General features: G+C 64.3%; 29 protein-coding genes. 10 read left to right on the top strand and 19 right to left on the bottom strand.

Annotated features, from left to right (window positions below):
* Positions 1 to 105 precede the first annotated feature (105 nt).
* From G6N25_RS20300 to G6N25_RS20265, 8 genes are all read right to left on the bottom strand, one after another.
* A complete protein-coding gene (locus tag G6N25_RS20300) occupies positions 106 to 744 on the bottom strand; it encodes a hypothetical protein (protein WP_163672509.1) in 639 nt (212 codons plus the stop codon).
* A gap of 226 nt (positions 745 to 970) precedes the next feature.
* Complete coding sequence (locus G6N25_RS20295; protein WP_163672507.1) at positions 971 to 3,067, bottom strand: DEAD/DEAH box helicase; 2,097 nt, start codon at positions 3,065 to 3,067, stop codon at positions 971 to 973.
* Complete coding sequence (locus G6N25_RS20290; RefSeq protein ID WP_083072492.1) at positions 3,064 to 3,876, bottom strand: hypothetical protein; 813 nt, start codon at positions 3,874 to 3,876, stop codon at positions 3,064 to 3,066. Before G6N25_RS20290 ends, G6N25_RS20295 begins: the two co-directional genes overlap by 4 nt.
* Before the next feature lie 87 nt (positions 3,877 to 3,963).
* Complete coding sequence (locus G6N25_RS20285) at positions 3,964 to 5,475, bottom strand: recombinase XerD (RefSeq protein WP_179961685.1); 1,512 nt, start codon at positions 5,473 to 5,475, stop codon at positions 3,964 to 3,966.
* Complete coding sequence (locus G6N25_RS20280) at positions 5,465 to 5,800, bottom strand: helix-turn-helix domain-containing protein (protein ID WP_083072490.1); 336 nt, start codon at positions 5,798 to 5,800, stop codon at positions 5,465 to 5,467. The genes G6N25_RS20285 and G6N25_RS20280 overlap by 11 nt, the downstream gene beginning before the upstream one ends.
* The gene (locus G6N25_RS20275) at positions 5,797 to 6,906 is read right to left on the bottom strand and encodes a tyrosine-type recombinase/integrase (protein ID WP_083072489.1); all 1,110 of its coding nucleotides are present in this window, start codon (positions 6,904 to 6,906) and stop codon (positions 5,797 to 5,799) included. The genes G6N25_RS20280 and G6N25_RS20275 overlap by 4 nt, the downstream gene beginning before the upstream one ends.
* A gap of 341 nt (positions 6,907 to 7,247) precedes the next feature.
* The gene (locus tag G6N25_RS20270) at positions 7,248 to 7,676 is read right to left on the bottom strand and encodes a type II toxin-antitoxin system VapC family toxin (protein WP_083072488.1); all 429 of its coding nucleotides are present in this window, start codon (positions 7,674 to 7,676) and stop codon (positions 7,248 to 7,250) included.
* Positions 7,660 to 7,893 (bottom strand): AbrB/MazE/SpoVT family DNA-binding domain-containing protein, encoded by a 234-nt coding sequence (locus G6N25_RS20265; RefSeq protein ID WP_232065863.1) that lies wholly within the window; start codon positions 7,891 to 7,893, stop codon positions 7,660 to 7,662. Before G6N25_RS20265 ends, G6N25_RS20270 begins: the two co-directional genes overlap by 17 nt.
* 473 nt (positions 7,894 to 8,366) lie before the next feature.
* Here G6N25_RS20265 and G6N25_RS20260 point away from each other — a divergent pair, with 473 nt between their 5' ends.
* Both G6N25_RS20260 and G6N25_RS20255 read left to right on the top strand, forming a co-directional pair.
* Positions 8,367 to 8,642 carry a type II toxin-antitoxin system TacA family antitoxin gene (locus G6N25_RS20260; RefSeq protein ID WP_083072581.1) on the top strand — a complete coding sequence of 92 codons (276 nt, stop codon included), beginning with the start codon at positions 8,367 to 8,369 and terminating at the stop codon, positions 8,640 to 8,642.
* Positions 8,643 to 8,645: 3 nt separating this feature from the next.
* Entirely contained in the window at positions 8,646 to 9,158 is a 513-nt protein-coding gene (locus G6N25_RS20255) for a GNAT family N-acetyltransferase (RefSeq protein ID WP_083072487.1), read from the top strand.
* Positions 9,159 to 9,386: 228 nt separating this feature from the next.
* Here the strand turns inward: G6N25_RS20255 and G6N25_RS20250 are convergent, their stop codons facing one another.
* Positions 9,387 to 9,998, bottom strand: a complete 612-nt coding sequence (locus G6N25_RS20250; protein WP_232065861.1) for a class I SAM-dependent methyltransferase — start codon at positions 9,996 to 9,998, stop codon at positions 9,387 to 9,389.
* Positions 9,999 to 10,292: 294 nt separating this feature from the next.
* Here G6N25_RS20250 and G6N25_RS20245 point away from each other — a divergent pair, with 294 nt between their 5' ends.
* Positions 10,293 to 11,297, top strand: a complete 1,005-nt coding sequence (locus tag G6N25_RS20245) for an AurF N-oxygenase family protein (RefSeq protein WP_083072486.1) — start codon at positions 10,293 to 10,295, stop codon at positions 11,295 to 11,297.
* Positions 11,298 to 11,485: 188 nt separating this feature from the next.
* Here G6N25_RS20245 and G6N25_RS20240 read toward each other — a convergent pair whose 3' ends face one another.
* Positions 11,486 to 12,199, bottom strand: coding sequence for a 2OG-Fe(II) oxygenase (locus G6N25_RS20240; RefSeq protein ID WP_083072485.1), 714 nt, complete (start codon positions 12,197 to 12,199; stop codon positions 11,486 to 11,488).
* On the bottom strand, positions 12,199 to 12,711 hold the full coding sequence (locus tag G6N25_RS20235) for a methylated-DNA--[protein]-cysteine S-methyltransferase (RefSeq protein WP_083072484.1): 513 nt from the start codon (positions 12,709 to 12,711) through the stop codon (positions 12,199 to 12,201). The genes G6N25_RS20240 and G6N25_RS20235 overlap by 1 nt, the downstream gene beginning before the upstream one ends.
* Before the next feature lie 178 nt (positions 12,712 to 12,889).
* Between G6N25_RS20235 and G6N25_RS20230 the strand changes: the two genes are divergently transcribed.
* The 5 genes from G6N25_RS20230 (at position 12,890) to G6N25_RS20210 (ending at position 18,302) form a co-directional block, all read left to right on the top strand.
* Entirely contained in the window at positions 12,890 to 13,396 is a 507-nt protein-coding gene (locus G6N25_RS20230) for an RNA polymerase sigma factor (RefSeq protein ID WP_083072483.1), read from the top strand.
* Positions 13,393 to 13,995, top strand: a complete 603-nt coding sequence (locus G6N25_RS20225; protein ID WP_083072482.1) for a methylated-DNA--[protein]-cysteine S-methyltransferase — start codon at positions 13,393 to 13,395, stop codon at positions 13,993 to 13,995. Before G6N25_RS20230 ends, G6N25_RS20225 begins: the two co-directional genes overlap by 4 nt.
* A 140-nt stretch (positions 13,996 to 14,135) precedes the next feature.
* On the top strand, positions 14,136 to 14,744 hold the full coding sequence (locus tag G6N25_RS20220) for a TetR family transcriptional regulator (RefSeq protein WP_083072481.1): 609 nt from the start codon (positions 14,136 to 14,138) through the stop codon (positions 14,742 to 14,744).
* Between the two features lie 229 nt (positions 14,745 to 14,973).
* The gene (locus tag G6N25_RS20215) at positions 14,974 to 15,408 is read left to right on the top strand and encodes an MmpS family transport accessory protein (protein ID WP_179961684.1); all 435 of its coding nucleotides are present in this window, start codon (positions 14,974 to 14,976) and stop codon (positions 15,406 to 15,408) included.
* Entirely contained in the window at positions 15,405 to 18,302 is a 2,898-nt protein-coding gene (locus G6N25_RS20210; RefSeq protein ID WP_083072480.1) for an MMPL/RND family transporter, read from the top strand. The genes G6N25_RS20215 and G6N25_RS20210 overlap by 4 nt, the downstream gene beginning before the upstream one ends.
* Here the strand turns inward: G6N25_RS20210 and G6N25_RS20205 are convergent.
* The 3 genes from G6N25_RS20205 to G6N25_RS20195 all read right to left on the bottom strand — a co-directional run bounded on the left by G6N25_RS20205 (position 18,295) and on the right by G6N25_RS20195 (position 21,055).
* Entirely contained in the window at positions 18,295 to 19,077 is a 783-nt protein-coding gene (locus G6N25_RS20205) for an SDR family oxidoreductase (RefSeq protein ID WP_083072479.1), read from the bottom strand. The genes G6N25_RS20210 and G6N25_RS20205 overlap by 8 nt on opposite strands.
* A 70-nt stretch (positions 19,078 to 19,147) precedes the next feature.
* Positions 19,148 to 20,014 carry a hypothetical protein gene (locus tag G6N25_RS20200; protein ID WP_083072478.1) on the bottom strand — a complete coding sequence of 289 codons (867 nt, stop codon included), beginning with the start codon at positions 20,012 to 20,014 and terminating at the stop codon, positions 19,148 to 19,150.
* Between the two features lie 69 nt (positions 20,015 to 20,083).
* Positions 20,084 to 21,055, bottom strand: coding sequence for an aldo/keto reductase (locus tag G6N25_RS20195; protein WP_083072477.1), 972 nt, complete (start codon positions 21,053 to 21,055; stop codon positions 20,084 to 20,086).
* 84 nt (positions 21,056 to 21,139) lie between these two features.
* Between G6N25_RS20195 and G6N25_RS20190 the strand changes: the two genes are divergently transcribed.
* Positions 21,140 to 22,426, top strand: a complete 1,287-nt coding sequence (locus G6N25_RS20190; RefSeq protein WP_232065971.1) for an acyltransferase family protein — start codon at positions 21,140 to 21,142, stop codon at positions 22,424 to 22,426.
* A gap of 52 nt (positions 22,427 to 22,478) precedes the next feature.
* Positions 22,479 to 22,700 carry a hypothetical protein gene (locus tag G6N25_RS20185; RefSeq protein ID WP_232065859.1) on the top strand — a complete coding sequence of 74 codons (222 nt, stop codon included), beginning with the start codon at positions 22,479 to 22,481 and terminating at the stop codon, positions 22,698 to 22,700.
* Between the two features lie 98 nt (positions 22,701 to 22,798).
* On the opposite strand, the gene G6N25_RS20180 is transcribed toward G6N25_RS20185, so the two are convergent.
* From G6N25_RS20180 to efeB, 5 genes are all read right to left on the bottom strand, one after another.
* Positions 22,799 to 23,068: a hypothetical protein gene (locus G6N25_RS20180; RefSeq protein WP_083072475.1), complete on the bottom strand. Its 270-nt coding sequence runs from the start codon at positions 23,066 to 23,068 to the stop codon at positions 22,799 to 22,801.
* Positions 23,065 to 23,694, bottom strand: a complete 630-nt coding sequence (locus tag G6N25_RS20175) for an RNA polymerase sigma factor (RefSeq protein WP_083072474.1) — start codon at positions 23,692 to 23,694, stop codon at positions 23,065 to 23,067. Before G6N25_RS20175 ends, G6N25_RS20180 begins: the two co-directional genes overlap by 4 nt.
* A gap of 10 nt (positions 23,695 to 23,704) precedes the next feature.
* Positions 23,705 to 24,772, bottom strand: a complete 1,068-nt coding sequence (locus G6N25_RS20170) for an acyl-CoA dehydrogenase family protein (protein ID WP_083072473.1) — start codon at positions 24,770 to 24,772, stop codon at positions 23,705 to 23,707.
* Between the two features lie 24 nt (positions 24,773 to 24,796).
* Positions 24,797 to 25,318: an OsmC family protein gene (locus G6N25_RS20165; protein WP_083072577.1), complete on the bottom strand. Its 522-nt coding sequence runs from the start codon at positions 25,316 to 25,318 to the stop codon at positions 24,797 to 24,799.
* A gap of 162 nt (positions 25,319 to 25,480) precedes the next feature.
* The gene (gene efeB / locus G6N25_RS20160) at positions 25,481 to 26,767 is read right to left on the bottom strand and encodes an iron uptake transporter deferrochelatase/peroxidase subunit (protein ID WP_083072472.1); all 1,287 of its coding nucleotides are present in this window, start codon (positions 26,765 to 26,767) and stop codon (positions 25,481 to 25,483) included.
* Position 26,768 lies beyond the last annotated feature (1 nt).

The following is a 26,768-nucleotide window of genomic DNA, read 5'->3' as shown; positions in this document are numbered from 1 at the left end:
GCCGATTTTCGATAGACGCCCCTGTTGTGCACGCCGCGTCCGACGTGCGTCACGACCCCTGACGTGTGACTTCGACGGCGGAGTCTAGGCCGACATGGTGAAACCTTAGGTCGCCGGCCGGTCTGTTCGCACGTCATAGACGGTTCTTTGGTAAACAAGTGTCCCGAGACGTGACGACCACAAATCGGTGTCTTGAAGAAGTTCTCGCGCGATCGATTCAGGCGTGACGAAGATGTTGGCGTTGGACGTGAACGCGGACTCTGCTCCTAACGCGACAGCCGCTACGCGATGGCGCAATCCTCTCGCCATCAGATCTCGCGCAGTTTGGGTGGGCACCCCATACCGAAGATGATCAGCGAACGCTGCAGCTGTCGGCGACATCACCTCACCCTGCTGGGCGAGGTGATACTGAAGGACTGCGAGCGCTTGTTCGACTAATGTGACGAAGTCAAACAACACAACTCGGGTGTGGATACGCAGTAGTTGGTCCACCGTGAGCGCAGAGCTCTCGGCAATCTCAACATAGCGGCGACCTTCCAGCCACGCGGCGATAATGGACCGAAGAACGTCATGGGGTTCGGCAATGTCTGCCTGGCCAAACGCGGAAGTGACGATGTCTTCAAAACCTGTTTGCTCAAAGGCCCAGTTCAGCGTCGCATCAAGCAGCCCGTCATCCAGCGGCGAACCGACCGTCAGCCAGCCCGCGTACCTCGGATACAGATCTGCGATGACTGAATCGACCAAACGCGGTCTCGCCCCGGTCTCCTGGATCCACGCGAGTCGCCCCGAGGCTCGCATTCCCAATAGTCGGGATGCCCGCGCCTGGAACACACGTCTGAGCAGGTCCCTCTGCAGCGGGTCTGCCTGTTGTGCGGCGAAGGTTTGTGCCGCAAGTGTTGTGGCGATGGCGGCGAACTCTTCGTCGCCGATTTCTTCGTGGATTAGCTCGATTAGTGCGGAGTCGATTCCGTCAACCAGAGAGCAGTTCGGGAGTTCCTTCTAACGCTTCATTATTCAAGTCACCGGCCTGTCTGGCTAGCGCGGACTGCAACTGCCGTAGCAGCTCGATGAGGGCTCCGGCGACCGGCTCGCCCGGCGCGTTCCGTGCTACAGGTTGGATGTGTATCCATTGGCCATCGTTAGCGCAAATGACCAGGCCTCTTGTTGAGCTTCCGGCACGTCCTGCGCGGCCCACGAGGTTTTTGATGTCGCGCGCGAGCATCGGAGTAGATTCTCCGGACGCGGATCCGCGGGTTACTGAATAGAGGACTAGGGTGCGGATGGGAAGATTGACGCCTTCCGCCAGGGTGCTGGTGCAGAGCACCATTGCGGAATACCCTTCCGCCAGCAGCTCTTCAAGCACCTCTCGGGTCTCTTGGGGGAGGTCCCCGTGGTGGACGACGACCCCGGCCTGAAGGGCTCGAGTTCCTGTCCAGTCTGAGCCGAATTCCTGAGCGAAGTACTCGACTGCGTCGGCGAGGTTTTCGGAATCCTCAATGGCTTCAAGGGGATTCGGGAGCGGCACTTGGCTGGCGATCTGCTTCAGAAGTTCTTCTGCAAGCCCGATGACGCCTTGTTTGCCGGTCTTGGTCGCTGCGAAGACAGCCACTGTACCCATAGCGAGTGCTTTGCGCGCCGTAGCGATCGCTTGTGTCTTCTTTGAGCTGTAGTCGTAGGTATTGGTTCGGCGTGTGGACGGGTTTATGAACTCAAAATCCGTCGCGGCTAGGAAACCTGGAAGCGTGTGTGCCGGAACTGAAGTCGTAGGTTCCTGGAACTCGAGACCTACGGTCCGGCCTTTTCCCTTGCCGGTTGGCCGCAGCACGGCGTACTCGGCGATCGCGGGCCTGTACGTACTGCGCACCACGGTGTCGTCGTTGCCGCCGAGCCAGGCGTTGATTTCCTCAACGTTGGGAACGATGGCTGACACAAACACGATTCGAGGTGCAGATTCTCGGGCGCGCAGCCTCGCTAACAGGAGTTCGAGACTTACGCCGCGCGAGTCGTCGGCGAGGAGGTGCCCCTCGTCGCACACTACGAGCGATATTTCGGAGGCGATCTCGGGATGTGCGCCAAGCAAACCGACTAGCGCTTCCGGTGTTGCGATGATGGCGCGAACGGAGTCAAGGTCTTCGCCTTCCTCCGGACTCGGGACCGTACCTCCGTAGACGGTCCGGGTCTGCATGCCCATCTGGGTTAGATGCCGTCCAACTGAATGACGCAATTCGCGCGCAAGTGCGCGATAGGGAACGAGTAAGACGGCTTTGGACGCCGGGTTGCTGGATAGGTGGCTGAAGAGGAGGGTCTCCGCGAGCGCGGTTTTGCCGGCTCCGGTTGGCATCTGGATGGTGAAGGTGTCTGGACTTGTGAGTAGCCCTGCCTCTATGGCTTCGATCTGGGATGGAAAGAAGTCCCATACCGGTTGTGCTCGATCTAGGAATGAGGTCACAAGTGAATTCCATTGAGAATTCGCGCCATCCGGCAACACTGCCCGAAGATTCGATGTCTGGAATGCGCGGAGTAGTGCGGCCTGTAGACGGTGTGGAACCCACTCGTCGGGGCCCTCCTGCAATGCGGATAGGGCTTCTTGGTCAGCCTGGGCGACTAGCTCTGTAATGGCGTCGATTGAGCCGGCGCGGACACTGGATAACAGATCCTCGATCCTTGCCGAGGCGGGACGACGACGGCGCGTGAGCAGCTCAAAGCAGGTTAAGTGAACGTCATCGTTCCAGTCGGCGGGCTGGGTCTGGCGCATCGTTAGCGTCGCCGACGCGGGGAAACCTCCACAGTAGAAGGCGACGGCGCCGAAAAATAGCGCATCGCGTTTCGCTTCACGTTGCAGATCGCGGCTGATCGACGATAAAGCTCTCCCCAACGCCGCCCACGAGTCGCGGTCCGCGACATCTGCTCGCAGAGTGTCGAAGAGCTCACCGACTAGGGCGTAGTACAGATCGCTTGTACGGCCGTCAAGATAGGCAATCTCGCTCAGCTGCAGTCGAAGTCGGAAGTCGTCGATGGCCAGACGAGTGTCAGAATCAGCTATCCACCGCCGGAGTATGTCTCTCATGGCGTGCTCGAGCCGTCTGCCACAGTCTCTAGAATCGAGTCGTACACAGACTCGTAGGTGTCTTTCAGATCGGGAACTACGAGCACCATCAATGCCCGGCCTTCCAAGTCGGGCAGTTCGATGTCTTTGAGTTCAGACTCGATTAGGTCCGCGCAGACTACTGCGACCGCCCGAAATTCATGGGTCGCTGCCGGGTAGTCCACCGCTTTGATGAACCGGTCCAGCTGGCCAACAGAGACCGTCTCTAGACCTGTGTCTAATGCTCGTTCGCGTAGCCAGACCAGCGTCTTGATCAACCTGCCGTCACTGTCTTTCTCGGAATCGGTTATAGCCTGCAGGATCGGAGAATGCTCGCCCTTGGTTGATTTGGTCTTCACCTCCGAACAGATCAGGCGATCATTGGCGGACGCCTCGGGCCACTCGGGCAAGACGAACTGCACCACGTCAGATCGAGGCGCTGCCTTGGTGCGATCGTTCTTGAGCCGCCACTTCCTTGGGTCAAGTAACTCACTTTGATGGTCTTCGACGGCCTGCACCAACGACGTGAGGATTTCCCCGAAATCTCCGGCCATGACCGAGCCGCGATCAGGGAGCTTTACTTCGACGATCTCGCGTCTCGTTGCCCCCGTCTCCGTCACCCGCTGGTCGATCGCACCGTCTGTGACATAACACCGCCGGAAGGCGATGCCCAGATCGGGGCTAAGCTTCGCGGCGAATCCAGCCGACATCCTGACCACTAAATAGTCGGACTGTTGAGAACTCGTAACCACGCCGATAAAAGACTCGGGATCAAGCCCAAGATCACGCATGGCCGAGTTTCCGAGCTGGAGAGCCTTCTGACTCGACCTGCAGTTGTTCGATAAACACTTACACTTCCAACATCTCGAGATAGGTTGTCATTTGAGACCCCCTTGGGGCGAGTCGGCTGGGTGCGTATATCGACCCCAGGGTTGGGCGATCAGACTCGCATGCCTGTGCACGACTTGATCGCTATATCCGAGCATTTCGGCTACGACCGGCGGCGGGACCTGCGTGACCAGTTCTCGCAAGGCTGCGTTGCGAGCCCCTAACAAGTCAATGCCGAGCCACCGAAGACGATCCATCAGTGTGTTGGGGTGCAAATGCTCGCCAGGTCGATACCCCGGAAACAGCCAGAGATTATCTGCTCCTGCTGTGCGAAGGTTTGGCCTGTCGGTGATGTGGCTCTTGAGCAATTCAGCGAATGGCTCGGGAACGGGCGACGGAGTAACTCCGAGTTCTAAGGACAGTCCGTCGGGTGTGACAAGCACCTTGCTCATCGGTATTGATGCGACTTTCACGAGGGGCTGTGCGTAGAGCAGAAGCAGGGTTCCTGCTACGCGGTAGGGGAGCGATTCGCTGTCGCCGGACAGGAGCTCTCGAATCCACTCGAGTCGCTGGTCTTGTGTGAGAACGCGGGCTGTCTTGGCCTGCCGATGTCCTAGCGTAATTGATCGGTTGACCCGCATCTTCTTGCACCAGATGATGAACGTCCGGACAAGGTGCCGCGTGGTAGGACCTGTGGTGACCCAGAGGTCGACATCTTGCTGTGTGCAGTCGGCGATCATTCGTCCATGTTCGCTTCGAAGCCACTCAAGGAACTTCAGCGCCTCGGTGATGTCCTGCTTCGAAGCGTGAACGGGCCCGCGCGTCGGCCTCCCGGCGAGTGCTAACTCGTTGATTCGCTTGAGGTGGTGCCAGGTAGCGAATTGCCTTATTGGCGTGGAAATTTGGGGATCTGAGATCGGGCGCAGCCTGTCTTCGATCCACCGCTCGAAGTAGGCGAGGTACTTGTCGCGGGTCGGCAATACTTCGTGGTGCTGCAGGATTGCCCGGAGATGGTCGACGTGCCGGCCCGCGGGCGCGTACTGGTCCAGGCCGTCGTGGGTGACGGGAGTGGCGCCATCTCCGAGGGAGCGTAGGAGTTCTTGAACCTTGTCCGACCGTTTCCACGTGATGATGCTCTCGGCGCGATCAGCTGCGCATAGGGCGTCGATGAGTTGAGAGAAGCCCGCGGGGGAGTTGGAGTGCACGAATGTTCTCTCAAGATCACCACGGAGGCTGCACCGCGCGCATACGTTGCCGCGGTAGGGTCGGCGCTCCTCGTTGCATGATGTGCAGTAGAAGCTCTGGCGAATACGCGCGCAGTCTCGACACACCGGTTGCTCGCCGATGTCCAGTCGGCCGGGCAGGAGGCGGTGAAATCCGCAGCTGGGGCAGTCGCCGTAGAGGCTGGTTGCTTCGTAATAGCAGGAATTGCAGATGCGGCCGTCTGGCCATGTTGCTGTCGTGCGCCGCATCTCGCGGTGGCATCGAGCGCAATCCATTGATCCGTCGGTGACTTTTGGTCGGCCGCGGACGGTGTTCCGACGCTGCGGTTCAATCGTCATCGCTAAGGATCCGAGCACGTTTGGGGCGGATGGCCTTATTCAGTTCGACGACGTTCTCTCGGCCGGCGCTAGCGGCCTTCTTTCGGGCGTCCGCAGCGGTAACCGTGACGAGATCGTCTGGGCCGCAGCCGAAGATGTCGCAGAGCGCGGCGATGAGCTTCAGAGAAACTCGTTCGGGTCGTTGGTGGACGAGCCGGTAGACCTGGGGCCGTGACAGCGTGATGCCGCGTTCATTCAGCCGTGGGATGAGATCGGTGCTGTTGTGCATCTGGTTACCCGCCATGAGCTCGGCGAGGCGCCATTGGTAATCGACATCGCGTTTCATCCGGTGCCACCGTTCAGCGTCGGAGACAGCGCGGCAGCGATGGTGGCGTCGAGCGCATTTCGCAGCGTCCGGGTGCGGTAGTCGCTGCTTACACAGCTATAGATCGCTGTGGTCGACGCGTGCTCATGGCCCATTTGGTGCTGAACGAACATCGCATCCCAGCCGGCTTCGAGCAAGTGCGTCGCATAGGACCGTCGGAACGAGTGGAGATCGAGGCCGGGCGAGAGGTCGAGATCGTCGCAGTAGCGGCGGAACTGCCTGATGAGTGTGGTTTCCGAAACGAGGTTGCCGCGTTCACTGGGGAACAGGTCGATCCCGTCGTCCATGTGGTGCTGACCATTCTCCAGCCAGTCGACCAGTACTTCGGGCGTCCAGTCGAAAACGGTCAAGACGCTGCGCCGCTTCGGTGGGGAGCCCTTCTTCGCTTTGCCGTATCGCACATGGACGAGCCCAAACTTACCGAACTCTTTAGCTTGGGGGTTCCTTACGAAGTCGACCGTCTGCAGGTGGGCCAGTTCGTTGAACCGCAATCCATACGAGTAGGCGATCTTGAACATCACGGCGTCGCGGTAGGCGGACAGCCAACCCTTTCTGCCCGAAGCTACGACGGCAGATACCTGCTCATCGGCATGATCGAAGAAGTCTTGAAGTTCGCGCTTGGTGAATGCGCGCTTCTCGGGTTGAGCTTCGTTCTCCTGGACGTGTCGAGCGGTGTTCCAGTCGAAGAAGACCTGGGATGGGTGGGTCCCGAACAGTGCTTCGCAGACGCGGTCCCAGCCGTAGTCCGGATTGCTGACATAGGAGCAGAACTGCCGCAGGCCGACCTGATACGAACGGATCGACGACGGGGCGAGTTTGTGGATACTGCGAAGATCGCCGAAGAACTCGTCGACCATGGCGACGGTCCAGGTCCATGGGAACTCATTCGAGTGCTCGATGAAGCGCTGCACCTGCTTGATACGGGCGTCGATAGTCTCGAACTGCAGATTGCGGCTGAGCTGCTGGTTGCGCCAGCCTTGGAGCATTTCGGCGACTGTCTGTTCTTCAGGGTGCAGGGGCCTGACCGCGTCAACGAGATATGCACGTCCGACGTCGTCGACTGCCACCCGAAACTCCCGCCATCTGGTATCAACAGATGAATCAATGATTCATCTGTTGCATCATCAAGTCAAGACCCCAGGTCAGCGTGTCGCTGGAGCGTCCGCGGGCGCAGCCGACATCGCAGCCGACAGAAGTCCGCACCACAGGGACGGCGGGCGGAAAGGCTTGCAACGCAGCCGAAAACGACGGGAGGAGCGGTGGCCCAACAAGGGGTCAGGCAATGATTCATCTGATGCAATATGCAGTACTTTACCTGACATAATGTTGCTTATCGGCATAAAACCCATGCGAGTTATGTTGGGCTACATAATGATTCGTTTCCTCTCACAGATTTCAGCCTTCATCGTCAAGCCGCAGATAGCAGCTCATAGGTCACACCTAGTACGCGATATGTCGCTTCGGCCCGTCGGTCGCACGTTATGAGCGGCAGCTTGTGCTTGCGGGCAGCCGCGGCCACGAGGCCGTCGTAAAGCGCACCGCCGGCCAAGCCAGCGTCGGCACATTCCCGTAATAAATGCTGGGTATCCATTGCGGACAGGTAGCGAGACTCCGGAAAATTCGTCTCCTCCAGGCGGAGTGCCACAACCGGGCTGAGGCGCTGCGGCGGCGGCAGCCGCGTGAGTACCGAAAGCAGCTCCACCGCGGCATGGCCCGACATTCCACGGCGGCATGCGAAGAGCCTTGCCCTGGCGGCTCGGTGGAATGGGTTCTCGCGCTGGACCAGTGCAAGTGCCGCGCTGGTGTCAACGAGGACATGCTCAGCGCTGGTCGGCAAGCCGCAACTCCCTGACCGCGTCGGGGTCAAGCTCTGGCCCGCCGCTGGGCAGTAGAAGCAGTCCGTCCTCTTCGACTAAGTCGTCGGCTGCCACGCTTTCGATGCGGATAGCAGCCCCGTCGAGGGATATCTCCACCTCACCCGAAACAATTCCCGACTGCTCACGGAGCGATTTGGGAATCACCAAGCGTCCTGCCGTATCGATGGTAGTGCGCATACCATAAAGCTACCACAGACTTGTCATTCGAACGGCCCTAACCAGACGACCTCGTCAGTCTCAAAGCCGCCGGAAAGGCGCTCCTACGTGTTCAGCCGAGCCTCTCAAGTTGTGCAGACAACTCGCACCTGTCGAGCACGCACCGTTACCAGTTGGGTAGCGAGTTGCACTAGATGAAAGAACTTGCGCCCCTTGACGATTAGTATGTTTACGCAGGTCCGGCCGTTGATCGGTCGGCGTAGGCCTTGAGCGTTCTTTGTGAGCCGGCCCCGCCACCCGACCCTCACCCATGAAGTGCTTGACCAGCTGCCGGCCGGCCGCACGACCGACTATATGCGCTTCGAAGCACGGAGTAATTCCGTCACGTGACGAGAGACTGGCCAGGTATCCAATCCTGGGCAGTCGCGATTCATCTAGACACCACCCTTCTCCGCCGTACAATTGTCCGTACATCAACGTTGGGAGTGGGTCGAATGGCAGCGTCTGCACGCCTGGAGTTCCGACTCCGGCAGGACCGTAAGTCACTGATCGAGCGGGCCGCGCAACTCCTGGACGAACCGGTGAGCGAATTCGCCCGCGCGGCCGTCGAGGAAAAGGCCGAGCGGATACTGCGCGAGCACCAGGCGGCGACGACGGTGCCGGCGGAGTTCTTCGACGAGTTGCTCGCTGCTCTCGACGCTCCGGCGAATCCGAACGCCGAGCTGGCCCGCGCGGCCAAGCACGCCCGACGCATCGTCACTCGCGACTGACGGGTGTACCGCTCACAACCGATAGACCCGACGGTCCACGCAGTCGAACGGTTTTCCTGCGGCGAGGAGTCCGTCGACAGGTGGCTGCGCGAACACGCCGTCACCGCAACGGCCCGCCGGACCGCCCGCACGTGGGTGTGGGTCGACGAGACCGACGAGGTGGTCGCCTACTACGCGCTGGCCGCGCATAAAGTTGCCCGTGCTGACGTGCCCGCGAAGATCGGTCGAGGCGGGCCCGTCGAGATCCCCGCAGTTCTGATCGCCCGCCTCGCCTTGTCCGAGGCGTTGCGCGGCCAGGGGCTTGGACGAGTGCTGGTGGCCGATGCGCTGGCACGGATCGTCGAAGCGACGCAGACCGTGACGGCGCGGCTCGTCGTCGTCGACGCGTTGCACGAGCGGGTCGCCGGGTTCTACGAGCAGCTCGGCTTCCGCCGGGTTCCGGGCAGCCTGCTGCTGGTACAGAAGACCGCCGACATCGAAGCGGCCCTCAAACGCGGCGACGGCGACTCGACCTAGCCACAGCCATTTCCCTGCGCAGGAACTCGCACCTCGAGCACGCACCATTACCAGTTAGGTTATGGCAACGTGCCGCAGATAGGGGGCTCTCGGTTCCCCAATCGACCCCTCCTTTGCTCCCCCACTTCCCCGTACTAATACGTCACTGTGACGAAATCGCCTGTGGCGCACCCCAAAATCAATCGACACCACACAGCTACCCGATTCCGCCAGGAGAGCACGCGAGGCCTACTGCGATTTGCGCCAAACGATGGCGTAACGCCATAGCGGCAATCGGCGCCACGTCATTCCGGGCAAGACGCGTTCGGCAATCTGTCTTACCTCGGTGTAGGTGTGAGGAAACTCCATCTGAATCGGCGCGGTGTGTCGCCAATAACCGCGGGTACGCGAGAGAACCTGGTGCTGAACGGCGCCGACAGCATCCATCGCGTAGTCGCGCACTGTCGAGCTGAGGGCGCAACCAACCACCACCAGGGACCCGCCCACGGCAGTGAGATCGACCAGACGAGCCAACGCGGCCGCGAGGTCAGGGAGATGATGCACGGCCGCAACCGTTGCCACCAGATCATAATGACCCTTCGGCAACGGGAACGTCATGACGTCACCGACGATCCACTCGATTTCCGACGAGCCGCATCTCGCACGGTCAATGACCGGCGCATCGGAATCTAATCCGGTGACCTCCGGGATTCTCTTGCTCAGTAAAACTGCGAGCAACCCGTCACCGGTACCGACATCAAGTGCCCTCCTCGCGCCCGGAGGAACCGCAGCCAGGACGACATCGTAGTAATGGGTGTTGTGATTCCACCGACGGTTTCGTTCGAGATGCACGTCGTCCACTGTGGCGCCGCCGCTCCGAGGACACAAGCCGACTGCCCAGATTCACTGAGAATGGACAATCTCAGCTGTATGTCAGGCAAGGAGTGGATCCGCAAGGAACTAAACGCAATTGCACACCGCCTCGTCGACGGATACCGCCGAGAGCCCACCCTGTTACTGCGGTATATTCGCCGCTGTGAGTCCAGCGAGAGGGCCCATCCGAACCGCCCCTCACAACTCGCGTTTGACGATGTTGTCGACCCGTAGCGACGCGATCGTGCATCCAGATGTCAACCTCCTAGGGAAAGTCTTTCAATGGCCAGGACGCGAATGGTCGCGCGTTGGCGTCACAGCATGGAAATGCCCGACGACGCCGACTACGTGGGCACGCTGACCACGCTGTCCGAGGGATCGGTACGACGAAACTTCAATCCGTACACCGATATTGGCTGGGAATCGGCGGAGTTCGCCGTAACCGACAACGATCCTCGCTGGATCCTCCCCGCGAGCGATCCCTTGGGCCGCCATCCCTGGTACCGGGCGCAGCCCGAAGAACGCAAGATCAAGATCGGCATGTGGCGCCAGGCGAACGTCGCCAAGGTCGGGACACATTTCGAGTCGATCCTGATCCGCGGCCTGATGAATTACACCTTCGGGCTGCCCAACGGGTCGCCGGAATATCGATACTGCTTGCACGAATCAGTCGAAGAGTGCAACCACACCATGATGCTGCAGGAGATGGTCAACCGCATCGGCGCCGACGTCCCGGGCATGCCGCGCACGCTGCGATTGATTTCGCCTTTGGTTCCGCTGGTGGCCGGACCATTGCCGGTGGCGTTCTTCATCGGGGTACTGGCCGGCGAGGAGCCACTGGACCATACCCAGAAAAGCGTGCTCCGCGAAGGCAAGTCACTGCATCCCGTCATGGCGTGGGTGATGGCCATCCATGTGGCCGAGGAATCCCGACACATCGCGTTTGCCCACGAATACCTGCGAAGGCGGTTGCCGCGTCTGACCCCGATGCGACGCTTCGTGATCTCGCTTTACTATCCGCTGATCATGCGGATGCTGTGCCAGGCGATCGTGGTGCCACCCAAGGAATTTTGGAAAGAATTCGACATCCCCCGCCAGGTCAAAAGCGAACTGTTCTTCGGGTCGGCGGAGTCCCGCAAATGGTTGCGCAACATGTTTGCCGACATGCGGATGCTCGCCTACGAGACCGGTCTGATGAATCCGGTCTCCCGGCTGCTGTGGCGGATCTGCGAGATCAACGGCACGCCGTCGCGCTACCGCGGCGAGCCGCAACGCGTGCGCACCTAGCCCGGCGGCGCGACGAAGCTGCCGCCACCCCGAACCGTGCGCCAAATCAGGTCCGGGCGAGACCGCTAGCCGGGCGACCACCTCGTCGGGCAGCGGGTCGTCGGTGAATTCGCGCACCGCGGGCGTGGATCGCATGACGTCGTATAACTCCATGAGCACCATGGTGCCGCAGGCGGCTGCGGCGGCGTTCAGGCGGCGTCGTGAAAGATCAGGCCGAGGGTGTAGCGCTCGCCGGAGCGGAGCATGGACACCCCGTGTCGCACCGGGGCGGCCGACCATCCCCGAGTCGAGCGCACCGGCCGTTCCCTGGTGGTGAAGAGGTAGCCGTGTCCCTGCGGCAGCGTGGTCGCCATGCCGCGCGACTGCGCTCGGTGCCGTTGCTCGACGAGCAGGAATTCGCCGCCGGTGTGGGCCACGCCCGGTTCGCTGAGGTTGATGACGACCTGTAGCGGAAAGACGAGTTCCCCGTAGAGGTCTCGGTGCAGGGCGTTCCAGTCGCCCGGCCCGTATTTCAGCATGAGGGCGGTGGGTTTGGTTTGGCCGGCGCGATGGCACATGTCCAGCCATTCGTCGAGGGTGTCGGGCCAGGGCGCGTCGCGGCGCAGTTTGGCCCACCAGTCGCGGGCGATGGGGAGCAACCGCGGGTAGAGCGCTTGTTTCAGCGGTTCGATCGGGCCGGGATACGGCCGGCCGAAGTAGCGGTACTCGCCTTGCCCGTAGCGGTGGCGGGTCATGTCGACGGTGGCGCGAAACAGCGTGTCGTCGGGATAGAGATCACGCATTGCCGCACACTCGGCGGGGGTCATCAGCTGCGGAAGCAGTGCGCCGCCAACGTCATTCATCTCGGTGGTGACCGCGTCCCAGTCGGCGGCCGCCAAGCGCCGATGCCATCTCGACGGCATCAGAACAGTCTGCCCGCCGCCGCGGCCATCGGCGCTTCGAGGTCCAGTAGGAATCGTTTGCGCTTCAGGCCGCCCGCGTAACCGGTTAGGGCGCCGTCCTTTCCGACGACGCGGTGACACGGGACGACGATGCCGAGCGGATTGCGGCCCACCGCTTGGCCGACTTCGTACGCTGTGGTGCCGTCAGCCAGGCGAGCGGCGAGCTCGCCATAGGTGGCGGTCTCACCGTAAGCGATGTCGACCAACAGTTCCCAGACCCGTCGCCGGCGCGGCTCGCCGATCAGGGCGATGGGCAGATCGAACCGGGTGCGTTTTCCGGCAAAGTATTCGTCGAGCTGATCCGCGCAGCGACGGAACACGTCGTCAGCGCCCGGCTCGACGTACCGCCCCAGAGCATCCGCCGTCGGCGGATGCCAGTGGCGCCGGAAATACACACCCGTCAGGGCGTCACCGTCGGCGATGAGCGTCAGCTCGCCGAGTGGACTCTCGATGACCGTGTGACGTGGTTGCATCGTTCAACCTCCTTTCCAGGAAAACGACGGGCGGCGCCACAACGTGAGACGAGAGAGCCAATCACCTTGTGCCCTCTTTCTCACATTCCACGGGGTGCCGACGTCTTCAGGGTAAGAGTCGTTTACTTTTCAGCGGAGGAACCCCGAATGCCCACCCAAGCCCGTCGGTGACGTGAGAGTGGATGCCGAACAGCACGTCAAGCCGCCTTTTGAGGCCGTCGTGACGCGGCACGGCGCCACGGTGCTGCGGGTCGTTCGCGCGGTGGTCGGCCACGCCGACGCCGATGACGCCTGGTCGGATACGTTCCTGGCGGCCTTGAAGGCCTACCCGCAGCTACCAGCCGACGCCAACGTCGAAGCGTGGCTGGTCACCATCGCCCATCGCAAAGCCATCGACATCACCCGCACCGCGTCACGGCGGGCCGTCCCGGTCGCCGATCCCCCCGACTCCCCCGCGCGCGACCGGGCCGATAGCCGCGATCTCGACCTGGATGCCGCGGTGAGCGCGCTGCCACCCAAACAGCGCCAGGCCGTCGCCTACCACTACCTGGCCGGGCTGCCCTACTCCGAGATCGCGTCGATCCTCGACAGCAGCGTCGCCGCCGCGCGGCGCGCCGCGGCCGACGGGATCGCCAACCTCCGCCGCACCTACCCCCTCATCGACACCACGAGGAATCACCGATGACCACACACGACCTGACGAGGCACTTCCCCGTCGACCAGGATCATCTCGAGCGCCTGCACGCCCGCCTGGAAAGGGACGCCCAAGCCGGCGATCTGCTCGACATCGCCTACCGCACAGTGGACTCCGCCGTCGGCCCTCTGCTGCTGGCGGCCACGCCACGCGGGATGCTGCGGGTGGCCTTCGCCAACGAAGACCACGACAGCGTGCTGCAGAACCTCGCTCAGCGCATCAGCCCGCGGGTGCTGGAAGCGCCCGCGCGGCTGGACTCGATCGCTCGACAACTCGACGAATACTTCACCGGCCGTCGCCACAACTTTGACGTCGCGCTGGATTGGTCGCTGTCACATGGTTTTCGACGCACGGTGCTGGAACAGCTCAACGCCGACATCGGCTACGGCGCGACCGTCAGCTACGCCACGCTGGCGCGACTGTCCGGCTCCCCCAAGGCCGTCCGCGCCGTCGGCACGGCGTGCGCGACCAACCCGATCCCCATCTTCGTGCCATGCCATCGGGTGATCCGTTCCGATGGAACCGCGGGCGCGTACCGGGGCGGCACGGCCGCCAAGCGCGTCCTGCTCGACCTCGAGCGAGTTCGGTGACCGCCAGCCCGCGAAAGTGCGACTAGCGACGCGTTTCTCGAGTGCAGACGTCGGTAGACGCACTTTCGCGGGAGCCATGTGTGACGCCGAACCCCCGTCAGATGACTGCAAAGTTTGCGTTGCGTGCAACGATAGGTGTCATGGCGAATCAGATGGGTCTTCGCGAACGGCGTCGCCGTCAGACCAGCGCGGACATCCGCGACGCCGCGGTGCGCTTGACGCTACAACGCGGCTTCGACAAGGTGACCGTCGAGGAGATCTGCGTCGAGGCGGGAATTTCGACGCGGACGTTCTTCAATTACTTTCCCGCCAAGGAGTCCGCGATCGCCTACGGGCCCTCGGACATACCCGCCGAGCTGGCCGTGGACTTCGTCGCGGCCGGACCGGCCCCCTATCGGGTGGTGCTGGCGGAACTGATCACCCTGGCGGCGCACCACCTGCGTAACATGCCCCTGCGGCGGGAATTGGCCGCCGGCATGCTGGAACTCGCCAAAACCACTCCCGCGGTGTTGGCGGCGTTCCTTGCCGACCTGGAGGGGTTTCAAAATCAGTTGACCGACATCGTCGCGCGCCGCCAGGCGATGCGGCCCGACGACGAGATCCCCGCCTTGATCGCCGCGCTGGCGTTGACGGCCGTTCGCTCGGGCATCGAGCGGTGGGCCGGCGGCGAGCCGGAGGACTCCGACGACACGCCGATGCCCTACGTCGAGCGCGCCGCCGCGCTGGTCATGAGCATCTTCACAGAGTGACCGCCGAAGTTAGATAGATCACGTTCTTGCATTGTCTGCAAAATATGCAGGCGGTGTATTATGCTCTGGTGACGACCCTCCACTGCTGTTCCGGCGATCGCGAGGATCCCGGCGCCCGACGGTAGCGGGTGTCCGGCTGGCGGCCGCCTACGAAGTCCATTGTGGTGCATGGTAATTCACTGGAAAGCGATGCGCCGCCCCTGAGTGATGAAGGAAGGATCCCACGCACGTGCAGGTATCGAAGATCGTGCGCAATGCGTGGTTGCCGCTGTTGATCGCCGCGGTCGTCGTGGTCGGCGGCTTCGCCGTGGCGCGGGTCAAATCGTTCTTCGGGGCCGAGAACGCCGCCACCATGACAAGCACACGGATGGATGACTCCAAACCGTTCAAACCCAAGGTCGTCAAGTACGAGATCTTCGGCTCGGCAAGCCATGCCAACGTGAATTATTTGGATCTCAGCGCCCAGCCGCAGCGGGTGGACGGCGCGCCGCTGCCTTGGACGCTGGTCCTCAGCACGACCGCGCCGTCGGTCTTTCCCAACATCGTCGCGCAAAGCGACGGTGACCACCTCGGCTGCCGCATCACCGTCGACGACGAAGTCAAGGACGAGAACGTGTCCAACGGCGTGCACGCCCTGACCTTTTGCTTGGTGAAATCGGCATGAGCGCACTCATCGACGCGGGCACCGACACCACCCCGATCGCCAAACACGCGGTGCGGCCGGCCCTCCCGCGATTCATCCGCACGTTCGCCGTGCCCATCATCATCGCCTGGATCGCGATCATCGCGATCCTCAACGTCATCGTCCCGCAGCTGGACGTCGTCGGGCAGATGCGCTCGGTCTCGATGAGCCCTGACGACGCCCAGTCGGTCATCGCGACCAAGCACGTCGGTGAGGTGTTCGGCGAGTACAAGTCCAACAGCTCGGTCATGATCGTGCTGGAGGGCCAAAACCCGCTCGGCAGCGACGCCCACGCCTACTACGACCGGATCGTCAAGAAGCTCGACGCCGACACCAAACACGTCGAACACGTCCAGGACCTGTGGAGCGATCCGCTGACCGGGGCCGGTGCGCAAAGCAACGACGGCAAGGCCGCCTACGTCCAGGTGTATCTGGCCGGTAACCAGGGCGAGGCGCTGGCCAACGAGTCGGTCGAGGCCGTGCAGAACATCGTCAAGAGCATGCCCCCACCGAACGGCGTCAAGGCCTACGTCACCGGACCGGCCGCGCTGACGGCGGATCAGCACATCGCCGGTGACCGCAGCCTGCAAGTCATCACGACCGTCACGTTCGTGGTGATCATCGCGATGCTGCTGTTGGTCTACCGGTCGATCGTCACGGTGCTGCTCACGTTGGTGATGGTCGTGCTCGAACTGTCGGCCGCTCGCGGAATGGTCGCCTTCCTGGGCTATCACAACATCATCGGGCTCTCCACGTTCGCCACGAACCTGTTGGTGACGCTGGCGATCGCGGCGGCGACCGACTACGCGATCTTCCTGATCGGCCGATATCAAGAGGCCCGGGCGGTCGGCGAATCGCGAGAAGACGCCTACTACACGATGTTTGGCGGCACCGCGCATGTGGTGCTCGGGTCGGGCATGACCATCGCGGGCGCGACGTTCTGCCTGCACTTCACTAACCTGCCCTACTTCCAGACGCTAGGCATCCCGTTGGCCATCGGCATGGTGGTCGTGGTGGCGGCCGCGTTGACGCTTGGGCCCGCGGTGATCTCGGTGGCGTCGCGCTTTCGCAACATACTCGAGCCCAGGCGGGCGCAGCGCATTCGCGGCTGGCGCAAGGTCGGCGCCGTCGTCGTCCGGTGGCCCGGTCCGGTCCTGATCGTGACCATCGCGGTGGCGCTCGTCGGCCTGCTGACCCTGCCCGGATACCGGACCAACTACAACGACCGCAAATACCTGCCCGCCGATCTACCGGCGAACGCCGGCTACGCGGCCGCGGATCGGCACTTCTCGAAGGCGCGGATGAACCCCGAGCTGCTGATGGTCGAAAGCGACCACGATCTCCGCAATTCCGCCGACTTCCTGGTCATCGACAAGATCGCCAAGGCAATCTTCCGGGTGCCCGGAATCTCTCGCGTGCAGGCCATCACCCGACCGCAGGGCACGCCGATCGAGCACACCTCGATCCCGTTCCAGATCAGCATGCAGGGCGTCACCCAGCAGATGAACCAGAAGTACCAGGAAGATCAGATGGCCGACATGCTCAAGCAGGCCGACGAGATGCAGACGACCATCGACAGCATGGTCAAGATGCAGAGCCTGACCCAGCAGATGTCCGACACCATGCACGTCATGGTTAAAAAGATGCACGACATGACCATCGACGTCGCCGAATTGCGGGACCACATCTCCGATTTCGACGATTTCTTCCGGCCCATCCGCAGCTACTTCTACTGGGAGAAGCACTGCTTCGACATCCCGGTGTGCTGGTCGCTTCGGTCGGTCTTCGACACCCTCGACGGCATCGACACGATGACCGATGACATCCAGAGCCTGCTGCCCGTCATGGATCACCTCGACACGCTGATGCCTCAGCTGACGGCGCTGATGCCCGACATGATCCAAAACATGAAGACCATGAAAACGACGATGCTGACGATGTATGCGACCCAGAAGGGCCTGCTGGATCAGCAGACGGCGGCGCAGCAGAACTCGACCGCCATGGGCAAGGCGTTCGACGCGTCCAAGAACGACGACTCGTTCTACCTGCCTCCGGAGACCTTCAACAACCCCGAGTTCAAGCGGGGCATGAAGAATTTCCTGCCGCCCGACGGCCACGCGGTGCGCTTCATCATCAGCCACGACGGCGATCCGATGACAGCGGAAGGCATTTCGCACATCGACGCGATCAAGAAGGCCACCTACGAGGCGCTCAAGGGCACGCCCCTGGAGGGCTCCAAGATCTATCTCGGCGGCACCGCGGCGACCTTCAAGGACATGCGGGACGGTAGCAACTACGACCTGCTGATCGCCGGAATCGCTTCGCTGTGCTTGATTTTCATCATCATGCTGATCATCACGCGAAGTGTCGTGGCCTCGGCGGTCATCGTGGGCACCGTCTTGATCTCGCTGGGGGCGTCGTTCGGGCTCTCGGTGCTCATCTGGCAGCACCTGATCGGCATCGAACTGCACTGGATGGTGCTGGCGATGTCGGTCATCATCCTGCTGGCCGTCGGCGCCGACTACAACCTGCTGCTGGTGTCCCGATTCAAGGAGGAGATCCACGCCGGCCTGAACACCGGCATCATCCGCGCGATGGGCGGCACCGGATCGGTGGTCACCTCGGCGGGGCTGGTGTTCGCCTTCACGATGATGACGATGGCGGTCAGTGAGCTGACCGTCATCGGCCAGGTCGGCACCACCATCGGCCTCGGCCTGCTATTCGACACGCTGGTCGTCCGGTCCCTGATGACGCCGTCCATCGCCGCGCTGCTGGGCAAGTGGTTCTGGTGGCCGCAGCGAGTCCGGCAGCGGCCGGTCCCCTCGCCCTGGCCGACGCCGGCCACGGAGCCCGAATCCGTCACCGCCGCTAGGTGACCCACTCCGGCTGCTGATCCGCGTCGACCGCGGAGAAATCCTTGTGCCCCAGGCCCGCGGTGGTGCCGCCATCCACGACGAACTCCGAGCCCGTCGAATAGCTGGACTCGTCGCTGGCCAGGTAGACCACGAGGTTGGACACCTCCCTGGGGTCGGCGGCCCGGCCCAACGCCGTCTGGAAGATATCCTCGGGAACCCACTGCGTCATCGGCGTCTTGATGAGCCCGGGATGAATCGAGTTCACTCGGATTCCGCTGGGCCCCAGCTCCAGGGCCGCCGACTTCGTCAACCCGCGGACAGCGAATTTGCTTGCGGTGTAACCGTGGCAAGCGATGGTGCCGGCCATCCCCTCGATGGACGAGATGTTGATGATCGATCCCCGCCCCGCCGCCTTCATGGGTTTCACCACGGCGCGGATGCCGAGGAATACGCCCGTCAGGTTGACGTCGAGGATCCGCTGCCACTCGGAGAGCTCGTAGTCCTCCAGGGTGCCGATGTTGAGGATGCCGGCGTTGTTCACCAGCACGTCGACGCCGCCGAACTCGCCGATGGCGGTGGCCACCGCGGATTCCCATTGCTCGGGCTTGGTGACGTCGAGATGCACGTAGCGAACGGCGTCCCCGAGCTCGGCCGCCACCGCCTTGGCCTCGTCATCGAGGATGTCCCCGAACACCACCTTGGCGCCCTCGGCCACCAGCGTCCGTACGTGGGATGCGCCCATCCCCCGCGCGCCGCCACTGACGAGCGCGACCCTTCCCGCCAACCGCTCTGCCACTGCGCTTCTCCTTCGTGTGGGGGTTTTTAGCACCATACATACGCACACGAATGTATGACCAGAGTGCTGATCAGCCCACGACGTCGAAGACCGCCGCGGCGGACGTGATGGCCTTGTCGCCGTTGCCCTCGTCGTGCAGCAGCATCCGCACGCCGACGCGTCCGGGTCCGCCGGCGTGGGCGGTGCCCTCCACCCGGAAGGGCCCCACCTTGCCGCGTGACATGAACATGACGTGCCAGCTGATCACCTGCACCCGCCCGGTTCCGGCGACGCCGGCGGCCAACTCGGTCGCCGCGGTCTCGAGGAGGACGTGTTGAGGCCCGATGTGCAGGGCGGCGTCCGGCGAGGCGAGCTCGGCGCTGAGCGCGGGCAGCACCCAGTGACCGTCTCCGCGCCTGCCGGCACCGAAGGCTTTCCACAGCGGCGGCAGATCCGGGGAGTCCTCAATCACCAGCTCGGTGCCCGAAACGTCCATCCTGTCCAGGCCTTCCGGCGGGACCCCGATGATCGCGCCCTGCCCCTCGTTGAAGGCGATCACCCGGTCGGGGTTGTCGGCGTCGACGATCTTGCACCGCCCGTAGCCCATGGTGCGCCCTTGGTGCACGATGCCGGAGTCGACGATCGCGATCCTTGTCACGTCGTAGCCGGGGTCGAGGATCTGTACCGATGCGATGACCGGGTTGGGCACCGCGACCATGTCGGTCTGACACCCTTCCGGTGACGCGATGGCCAACGGCGCCACCATGATTCCGTCGCTCTCGTTGCGCATGTCGCGGCGGACGGTGACGGTGTCGTCGGCCTCACCGAGATTCATGGACGAGTGGTTGCGGCCGATGTAGCGGTAGCTGAGCAGGCCGGTCCAGCGCCGGAACAGCTCGTCACGGTAGGCGTCGGTGTCACCGGCCAGCTGCCGGATGTCACGAAGTCGGTCGCTCAATGTTGGCCTCCCTCACCGGATTTGCGCCGCCGCACCTGATCGATCGTTGCGTTGGTCATATCCACCGCCTCAGCGGTCGATCCATCCCATTTGCGCCTCGGCGTGGTGACCCCCGACGGGTGGGGTGAGTTGATCGAGTCTCGCCAGCTGGGCGGGGGTCAGCTCGACGGTGTCGGCCGCGACGTTTTCCTCGAGGCTGGCGACCCGCTTGGTTCCCGGAATGGGCACGATGTCAGGGCCTTTCGCCAGCAGCCAGGCCAACGCCACCTGGGCCGGGGTGGCGCCGACGTCGGCGGCGATGTCGCGCAGCTCGTCCGCGCTGTCGAGATTGTGCTGGAAGTTCTCGTCGAAGAAGCGGGGGTTGGTCTTGCGGTAGTCGCTGTCGGGAAGCTCCCCGGTGGAGCGGATCGCGCCGGCGAGGAAGCCGCGGCCCAGTGGCGAATAGGCGACGAACCCGATGCCGAGTTCACGCAGGACGTCCAGCACCCCGTCTTCGGGGTCGCGGGTCCACAGCGAGTATTCGGATTGCACGGCGGTGATGGGGTGCACGGCGTGGGCGCGGCGGATGGTGTTCACGCCGACTTCGGAAAGGCCGATGTGCCGGACCTTGCCCGCGGCGACCAACTCGGCCAGCGTTCCGACCGTGTCTTCGATCGGGGTCCCGCGGTCGAGGCGGTGTTGGTAGTAGAGGTCAATGTGGTCGGTCGCGAGCCTTCGCAGGGACCCGTCCACGGCGATGCGGATGTTGGCTGGGCTGCTGTCGAGGCCGTCCCGGCCGGTGTGGGAGATCAGGCCGAACTTGGTGGCCAGCGCCACCCGGTCCCGCCGGCCCTGCAGCGCGCGTGCGACGAGTTCTTCGTTGACGTAGGGGCCGTAAACCTCGGCGGTGTCGATCAGCGTGACGCCGAGGTCGATCGCGCGGTGAATCGTGCGGATGGATTCGGCGTCGTCGGTGCCGGCGCCGGCGTAGGCGACGGACATGCCCATCGCGCCCAGGCCGAGGCGCCCAACGTCGAGGTCGGCGAGATGAGCCCGTTTCATGGGGCCATTGTGCGCCAAACGACTTCGAGCCGCGGGGCGGGTACCGTAACGCGAGTGCACGACGCCGCGCGACCGGTCCGCAATATGGCGGCGGACTTCTATCGCGTCTCCGGCGTGGTCCTCATCGTGCTGGGGCACTGGTTGGCCGGGTCGGTCACCTATCACGACGGATCTTTCGGCCGGCAGAACCCGCTCGTCGACATGCCCTGGACCCAGTGGCTGACGTGGCCGTTCCAGGCGGTCCCGACGTTCTTTTTCGTGGCCGGCTATGCCGGCGCGGTGTCGTGGAGGCATCGGCGCGAGACCGAGGGGGTGTCGCGGCAGACCTGGCTGAGGCGTCGGCTGGCCCGGGTGCTGGGCCCGACGGCGGTGTACGTCGCGCTAGTGTCGGTGGTGGTGCTGCTGCTCGGCGCGGGCCACGTGGCCGGTTCAACGCTGGAGTACGCCGGTTGGGCGGTGGCGATGCACCTGTGGTTTTTGGCCGTGTACCTGGTGGTTGTGTCGCTGACGCCGATTGCGGTTGCGGCACATCGCCGTTGGGGCTTGCGGGTGCCGGCGGCGCTGGCGGTGGCGGTCGTGGCGGTGGACGTCCTCTCTGTCGGCGGCCACGCGCATTACCTCGGGAGGCTGAACTATGTGCTGTGCTGGGGAGCCTTCTATCAGCTCGGAATCGCTTGGCATGGTGGGCTATTGGCGGGCCGCAGGGCCGTGCTGCTCGCGGCCGGCTCGGCGATCGCGCTGGCGCTGTCGATCGGGCTGGGCCCCTACCCGGTCAGTATGATCGGCGTTCCCGGGCAGACGATCGACAACACGACGCCGCCCACCGCGGCTCTGCTGGCCTTCGGATGCGCGCAGGCCGGAGTGGCGATGGCGCTGGCGCCCGCGCTGAACCGCGCGCTGCGCGGCGGGCTGGTCAAGCGGATGCTGGCGATCGGGAACAACAACGTGATGGCCCTTTACCTGTGGCACATGATTCCCGTCGTGATCGTGGCGATCGTGGGCTATCCGGCCGGGCTGTTGCCGCAACCGGCCGAGGGTACGGGCCAGTGGTGGCTGGCCCGGCTGGAATGGGTGGTGGTCCTTGGCGTCGCGGCGGCGATCGAGATGGTGCTGCTGTGGTGGGGACGGCGCGTTTTCGCGGCGCCCCTTCCGATGCTCGGCGTACCGCTCACGGATCGCTGGACCGAGCCCGTCATGCTGGCCGGCGCGGCGATGGCGGCCTACGGCCTGTCGTTCCTCGCCGCCGACGGCTTCGCTCCGGACGGCCATTTCGGGTGGGTGACCGCGCTGATCTTCGCCGCGGGGGCGGTGCTGGTCGCGCTTCGCGGCACGAAGGTCGGCGCACGATCGGCGGTGCGACCACCCGTTTGACACGACCATACATGGGTAGGCTAACCTAACTTTCTCGACAGAAAGGCCTACCGTGGCGGTGACGTTGCCGATCGATCCCCACGCCGATCCCTCCCGGCGCGCGTGGCTGCCCTGCCCGAACTGCGACTGGGGCCGCACCGCGTGCGTGGAGTGCCGCAGCGATCGCAACTGCGGAGAGCATTGGCAGTACCTGCTGAGCAATCAGGCGACGCGCGTCAACCTGCAATGCCCGGACTGCGCGACCCTGTGGTCGACCGACACCCGAAATCGCTGACCGCCCTTGGCGGCCGGTGCGCGCTTCAGTCGGTCACCGACGACGGCCGGGCGACGATCACGGGTGACCGCGCCATCATCGGCCGGTCACCGAAGCGTTCAGTCGCGTTGGCCGCTCTTGATGTCGTTGATCGCGTTGATGACCCCGGCGACGTGTTCGTCGCTGAGCTTCTCCCCGTCGAAGACGTGGTGGAGCAGGATCTTGAGGTCGAGCATTTGTTGCAGGTAGACCAGGCAGGGCGGGCAGTCCTCGAGGTGCTTGGCGACGATCGGCCCCCACCGCTGCGGGTCGGAATCGACGAGTTCGTCGACCAACCGAACGAAGTCGGCGCAGTCGATAGCGGGAACTGTGTTGTCGTGGACGGTCATCGGCGATACCGCTTTTCCAATTCGTTTCGGAGATTTCCGCGGGCGCGGTACAGCAGGGCGCGCTGCGCCTGGGCGGACAGCTCGAGGATCTCGGCCGCCTCTTCGGCGCACGCGCCGACCAGGTCGCGCAGGATGATCAGCTGTCGTTGCCGCGCCGGCAGCGCGTCCAGCGCCGCCCGCACGAACCCGACGAGCTCGCTCGCCACGGTCTGGTCCTCCGGCAGAAACCGCCGCGACGGCGGGACACTCCAGTGCCCGGCGTCGGGATGCCCCGCGGGATGCATGCGACCCGACAACGGGTCGGCGGCGTCGGCGTCCGTGGCCACGAGCACCTCGTGGTCGCGGATCCGCGACTCGCGGCGCCGGTGCCGCGAAGCCGTGTGCTTGACGATCCCGAACAACCAGGTGCTCACCGAGGAACGCCCCTCGAACGAATCCGCCGACTGCAGGACCTGCACCCAGGCCTCCTGCACCGCGTCCTCGGCCACCGCCGCCGAATTCACCATGGTGCGAGCGAAATTCAGCATCGGCCGGTGGAAGTCTCGCACCAAGGTGGCCAGCGGAATTCCGCCGACCAGGCGTTCGGGTTGAGTGCGCTCGGGCGGCACCGCCACGGGAGTCACCATGGACCCACGCTCAGGCGCATCTGGACAATTCCCAGCGCAGTTGCGCCTCCGACGGCGACTGCACCGGGATGAACGCCGCCTCCCGGTAACGCCGGCTCGCCGAGGTCCGGCTCGCATAGCCCTTGCCGCCGGCGGTGCGGATCTCCAAATCGGCGCTCGCGCTGCAGAGTTGAGCGGCCGCGAGCCGCAGCGACAGCAACTCCTTCTTCGCCGGGGGCGTCGGCCCGCCGACCGCGGCGGCCAACCGGGCCAGCGTCGCCTCCGCCGAGACGAGCCCTTCCGCGACCGCGTCCACCTCGGCGGCGAAGACCGAGTTGACCCCGGTCAGCCCGACCCGGCTCTGCTCCATGGTGGTTCTCGTCAGCCCCAGGCACATCGCCGACTGCAGGACAAGGAAGGTCGGGCGCACCGCCCGCAGAAATCCCTCGAAGTCGCGCGACAACACCTGGTCCGCGGCGACGTGGGCGCCTTGCAGGTTCAGGTACGACGAGGCGGTGCTGCCCATCGCCAACAGGTCGAAGTGATCGCCCACCACCACGCCCGGCGTCGTCAACGGCAGCGCCACGATCAGTTTCTCGCCGGCGTCGGTGCGCACCGCGGTGACCATCGTCGAGTCGGCGTAGAGGTTGCTGGCCCACCTGATGGGGCCGGACACCGCATAACCGTCCGCGACGGGTGTGGCCGTCAATTCCAGGCTCCCGCAGCCGGCGGCCTCCTTGAACGCCGAGGCCATGCCGGTGACGCCCGGCGCGGCCCCGGCAAGGAGCGGCCCGACCGCGGCCGTGCTGAAAGGCGTTGCGGCGGTAAGCAGGTACTCCACCGTCATCCGGTGGGCCCACAACGAGAAGCCGGTGCTCATGCACTCCCCCGAGATCACCCGGATCACGTCGGCCATGCCGGGCAGCCTGCCGTCGGCGTTGCCCGGCGCGCCGATCCCGAGCAGGCCGGCGGCACCGAGCGCCGTGAAGCTGCGGCGGGAGTCGTGCTCGCCGCGGTCCAACGCCGCGGCGTGGGCCCGAATGTCTTCCAGCAGTTCGGGATCCAGCCGGACGGCCGCGGGGTCCATGGTTGCCGTCATGTCGATACCTCCTGGGTCCGCCGCCTAGGTGCGGAGGGTCGAGTCGACGGTCGCCGGGCGCCGGAACGTGTTCACGACGGGCGACCACGCGATCGCGTTGTCGTGGATCTCCTTGAGGGTCGCGTCGTCGGCATCGCCGGCCAGGGTTACCGCGCAGCGGACCGCGCTGAAGCCGAGCCGCTTGCCCTCGGGGGTGTCCCCCACTCCCCATACCGCGGAGATGTCGATGTCGCCCTCCATCTCGACCTCGATCTTGGTGAGGGTCACGCCGCGGTGCGTCGCGTTGGCCAACAGCCCCACCGAGATGCACGACCCCAGGGCGGCCAGGGCGGTTTCCGAGGGGTTGGGCGCCGAGTCGTCGCCCAGAAGCGCGGGCGGCTCGCCGACCAGCATCGGCGCGAGGTCGCGCACGTAGGTCATGTTGCGGAATCCCGCCTCGCAGACCGTCTTGGCTTTCAGCGTCTTCTTGCCGGTGCCGGGGTTGGCCTTGGCGTGACAGGACAGCCGGTCGAGCCCTTCGGCATCGATGACGAGCGCGTCGGTCATGAACTTCCTCCGTTTCCCACTGATCTTGGTCTTCACGGGGTTAGTGCTCGGCGGACGCCGGAGCGTGACGGTCCGCCGGCTTGACGTACCGGGACGACGCCCACCGTCACACGCCCGAAATGCCGCGCCGCGCGCCGATCGCCGCGGCGGAACGAGATTTGCTCAGCCGAACAGGATTTGCCCGACGTAGTGGCCTTCCGCGGGTGCCGGCGGTACCGCGAAGATTGCTGACCCGATGTGACGGATGTATTCGTTCAGGAGGTCGTGGGCGCCCAGTCGGTTCTGCAAACGAATAAAATCTTGCGGATCTTTTTGATACGAGATGAACAGCAGGCCGGCGTTGAGTTGGCCGTTGGCGTCGAGGCCGTCGGTGTAGTTGTAGGAACGCCGGCGGATCATGACGCCGTCGTTGTTCTCCCGGGCGGCCAGGCCGACGTGGGACAACGGATCGATGAGCGGGTTGCCGTCGGCGCCTTTGGCGGTGAAATCCGGCGTGTCGAATTCGGCCTTGCCGCTCAGCGGCGCCCCTTCCTCTTTGGTGCGGCCAAAGATCCTCTGCTGATTGCCGATCCGATCGACATCCCAGGTCTCCAGCAGCATCCGGATCTTGCGGACGACTTGGTAGGTCCCGCCGTTCATCCACGGCTGGTCGCTGTCATCGACCCAGACGAATCGGGCGTACTCCGCGTCGGTGGCGATGTTGCGGGTACCGTCCTTGAATCCCAAGAGGTTTCGTGGGGTGTGCTGGCCGGGGCCGGCCGAGGCCCGTCCGAACCCCAGCACCGCCCAGAACGGTGACACGATGTTGCGGCCGAGGCGGGCCAGGTTGCGCACCGCGTGGTAGCAGACCTGGGGGTCGTCGGCGCAGGCTTGCACGGACAGGTCGCCACCGCGCAGGCGGGGATCCAGGTTGTCCCCGTTGAGCGGGGGCAGGTCGGTGAACGCGGCCGGGCGCCGCGCGGCGAGCCCGAAACGGTCGCCGAACAGCGACGGCCCCAACCCGATGGTGACGGTGAGGCTGGCGGGGCTCAGCCCGTAGGCCTCCCCGGTATCGGCGGGGGGCTGCACCTCGACCTGCGGCTGCACGGTGCCGACGGGCTTGCCCTGCTGCAGGATCGCGGCCGCGGCCGACCAGCGCGCCAGCAGGGTTCGCAGCTCGGTGCGGCCGGCGCCGGCGGCCAGCGAGAAGGACATGAACATGGCGTAACGCTGTGGGGGCGTGGCGATTCCGCCTTGATGGAGCTGATCGTAGAAGGGGTAGCCGCGGCGCAGGTCGACGGTGTCGTCATCGCCGGTGTGGTGTGCGGCCGCCATCGCGTAGCCGGCGAACCCGCCGCCGGCGGCGCCGACCGCGGCGCCGCCCAGGCCGGCCAGCATGGCGCCGCCCAGCACGTGGCGCCGCGAAACCGCCGCCGCCTCAACCGATTCCGTCGTGTCGCCGTCCGCCATG

It is taken from the genome of Mycobacterium heidelbergense, assembly GCF_010730745.1.
In the GTDB taxonomy this organism is placed as follows: Bacteria; Actinomycetota; Actinomycetes; order Mycobacteriales; family Mycobacteriaceae; genus Mycobacterium; species Mycobacterium heidelbergense.
This window is presented reverse-complemented; position numbering and strand designations above follow the sequence as displayed.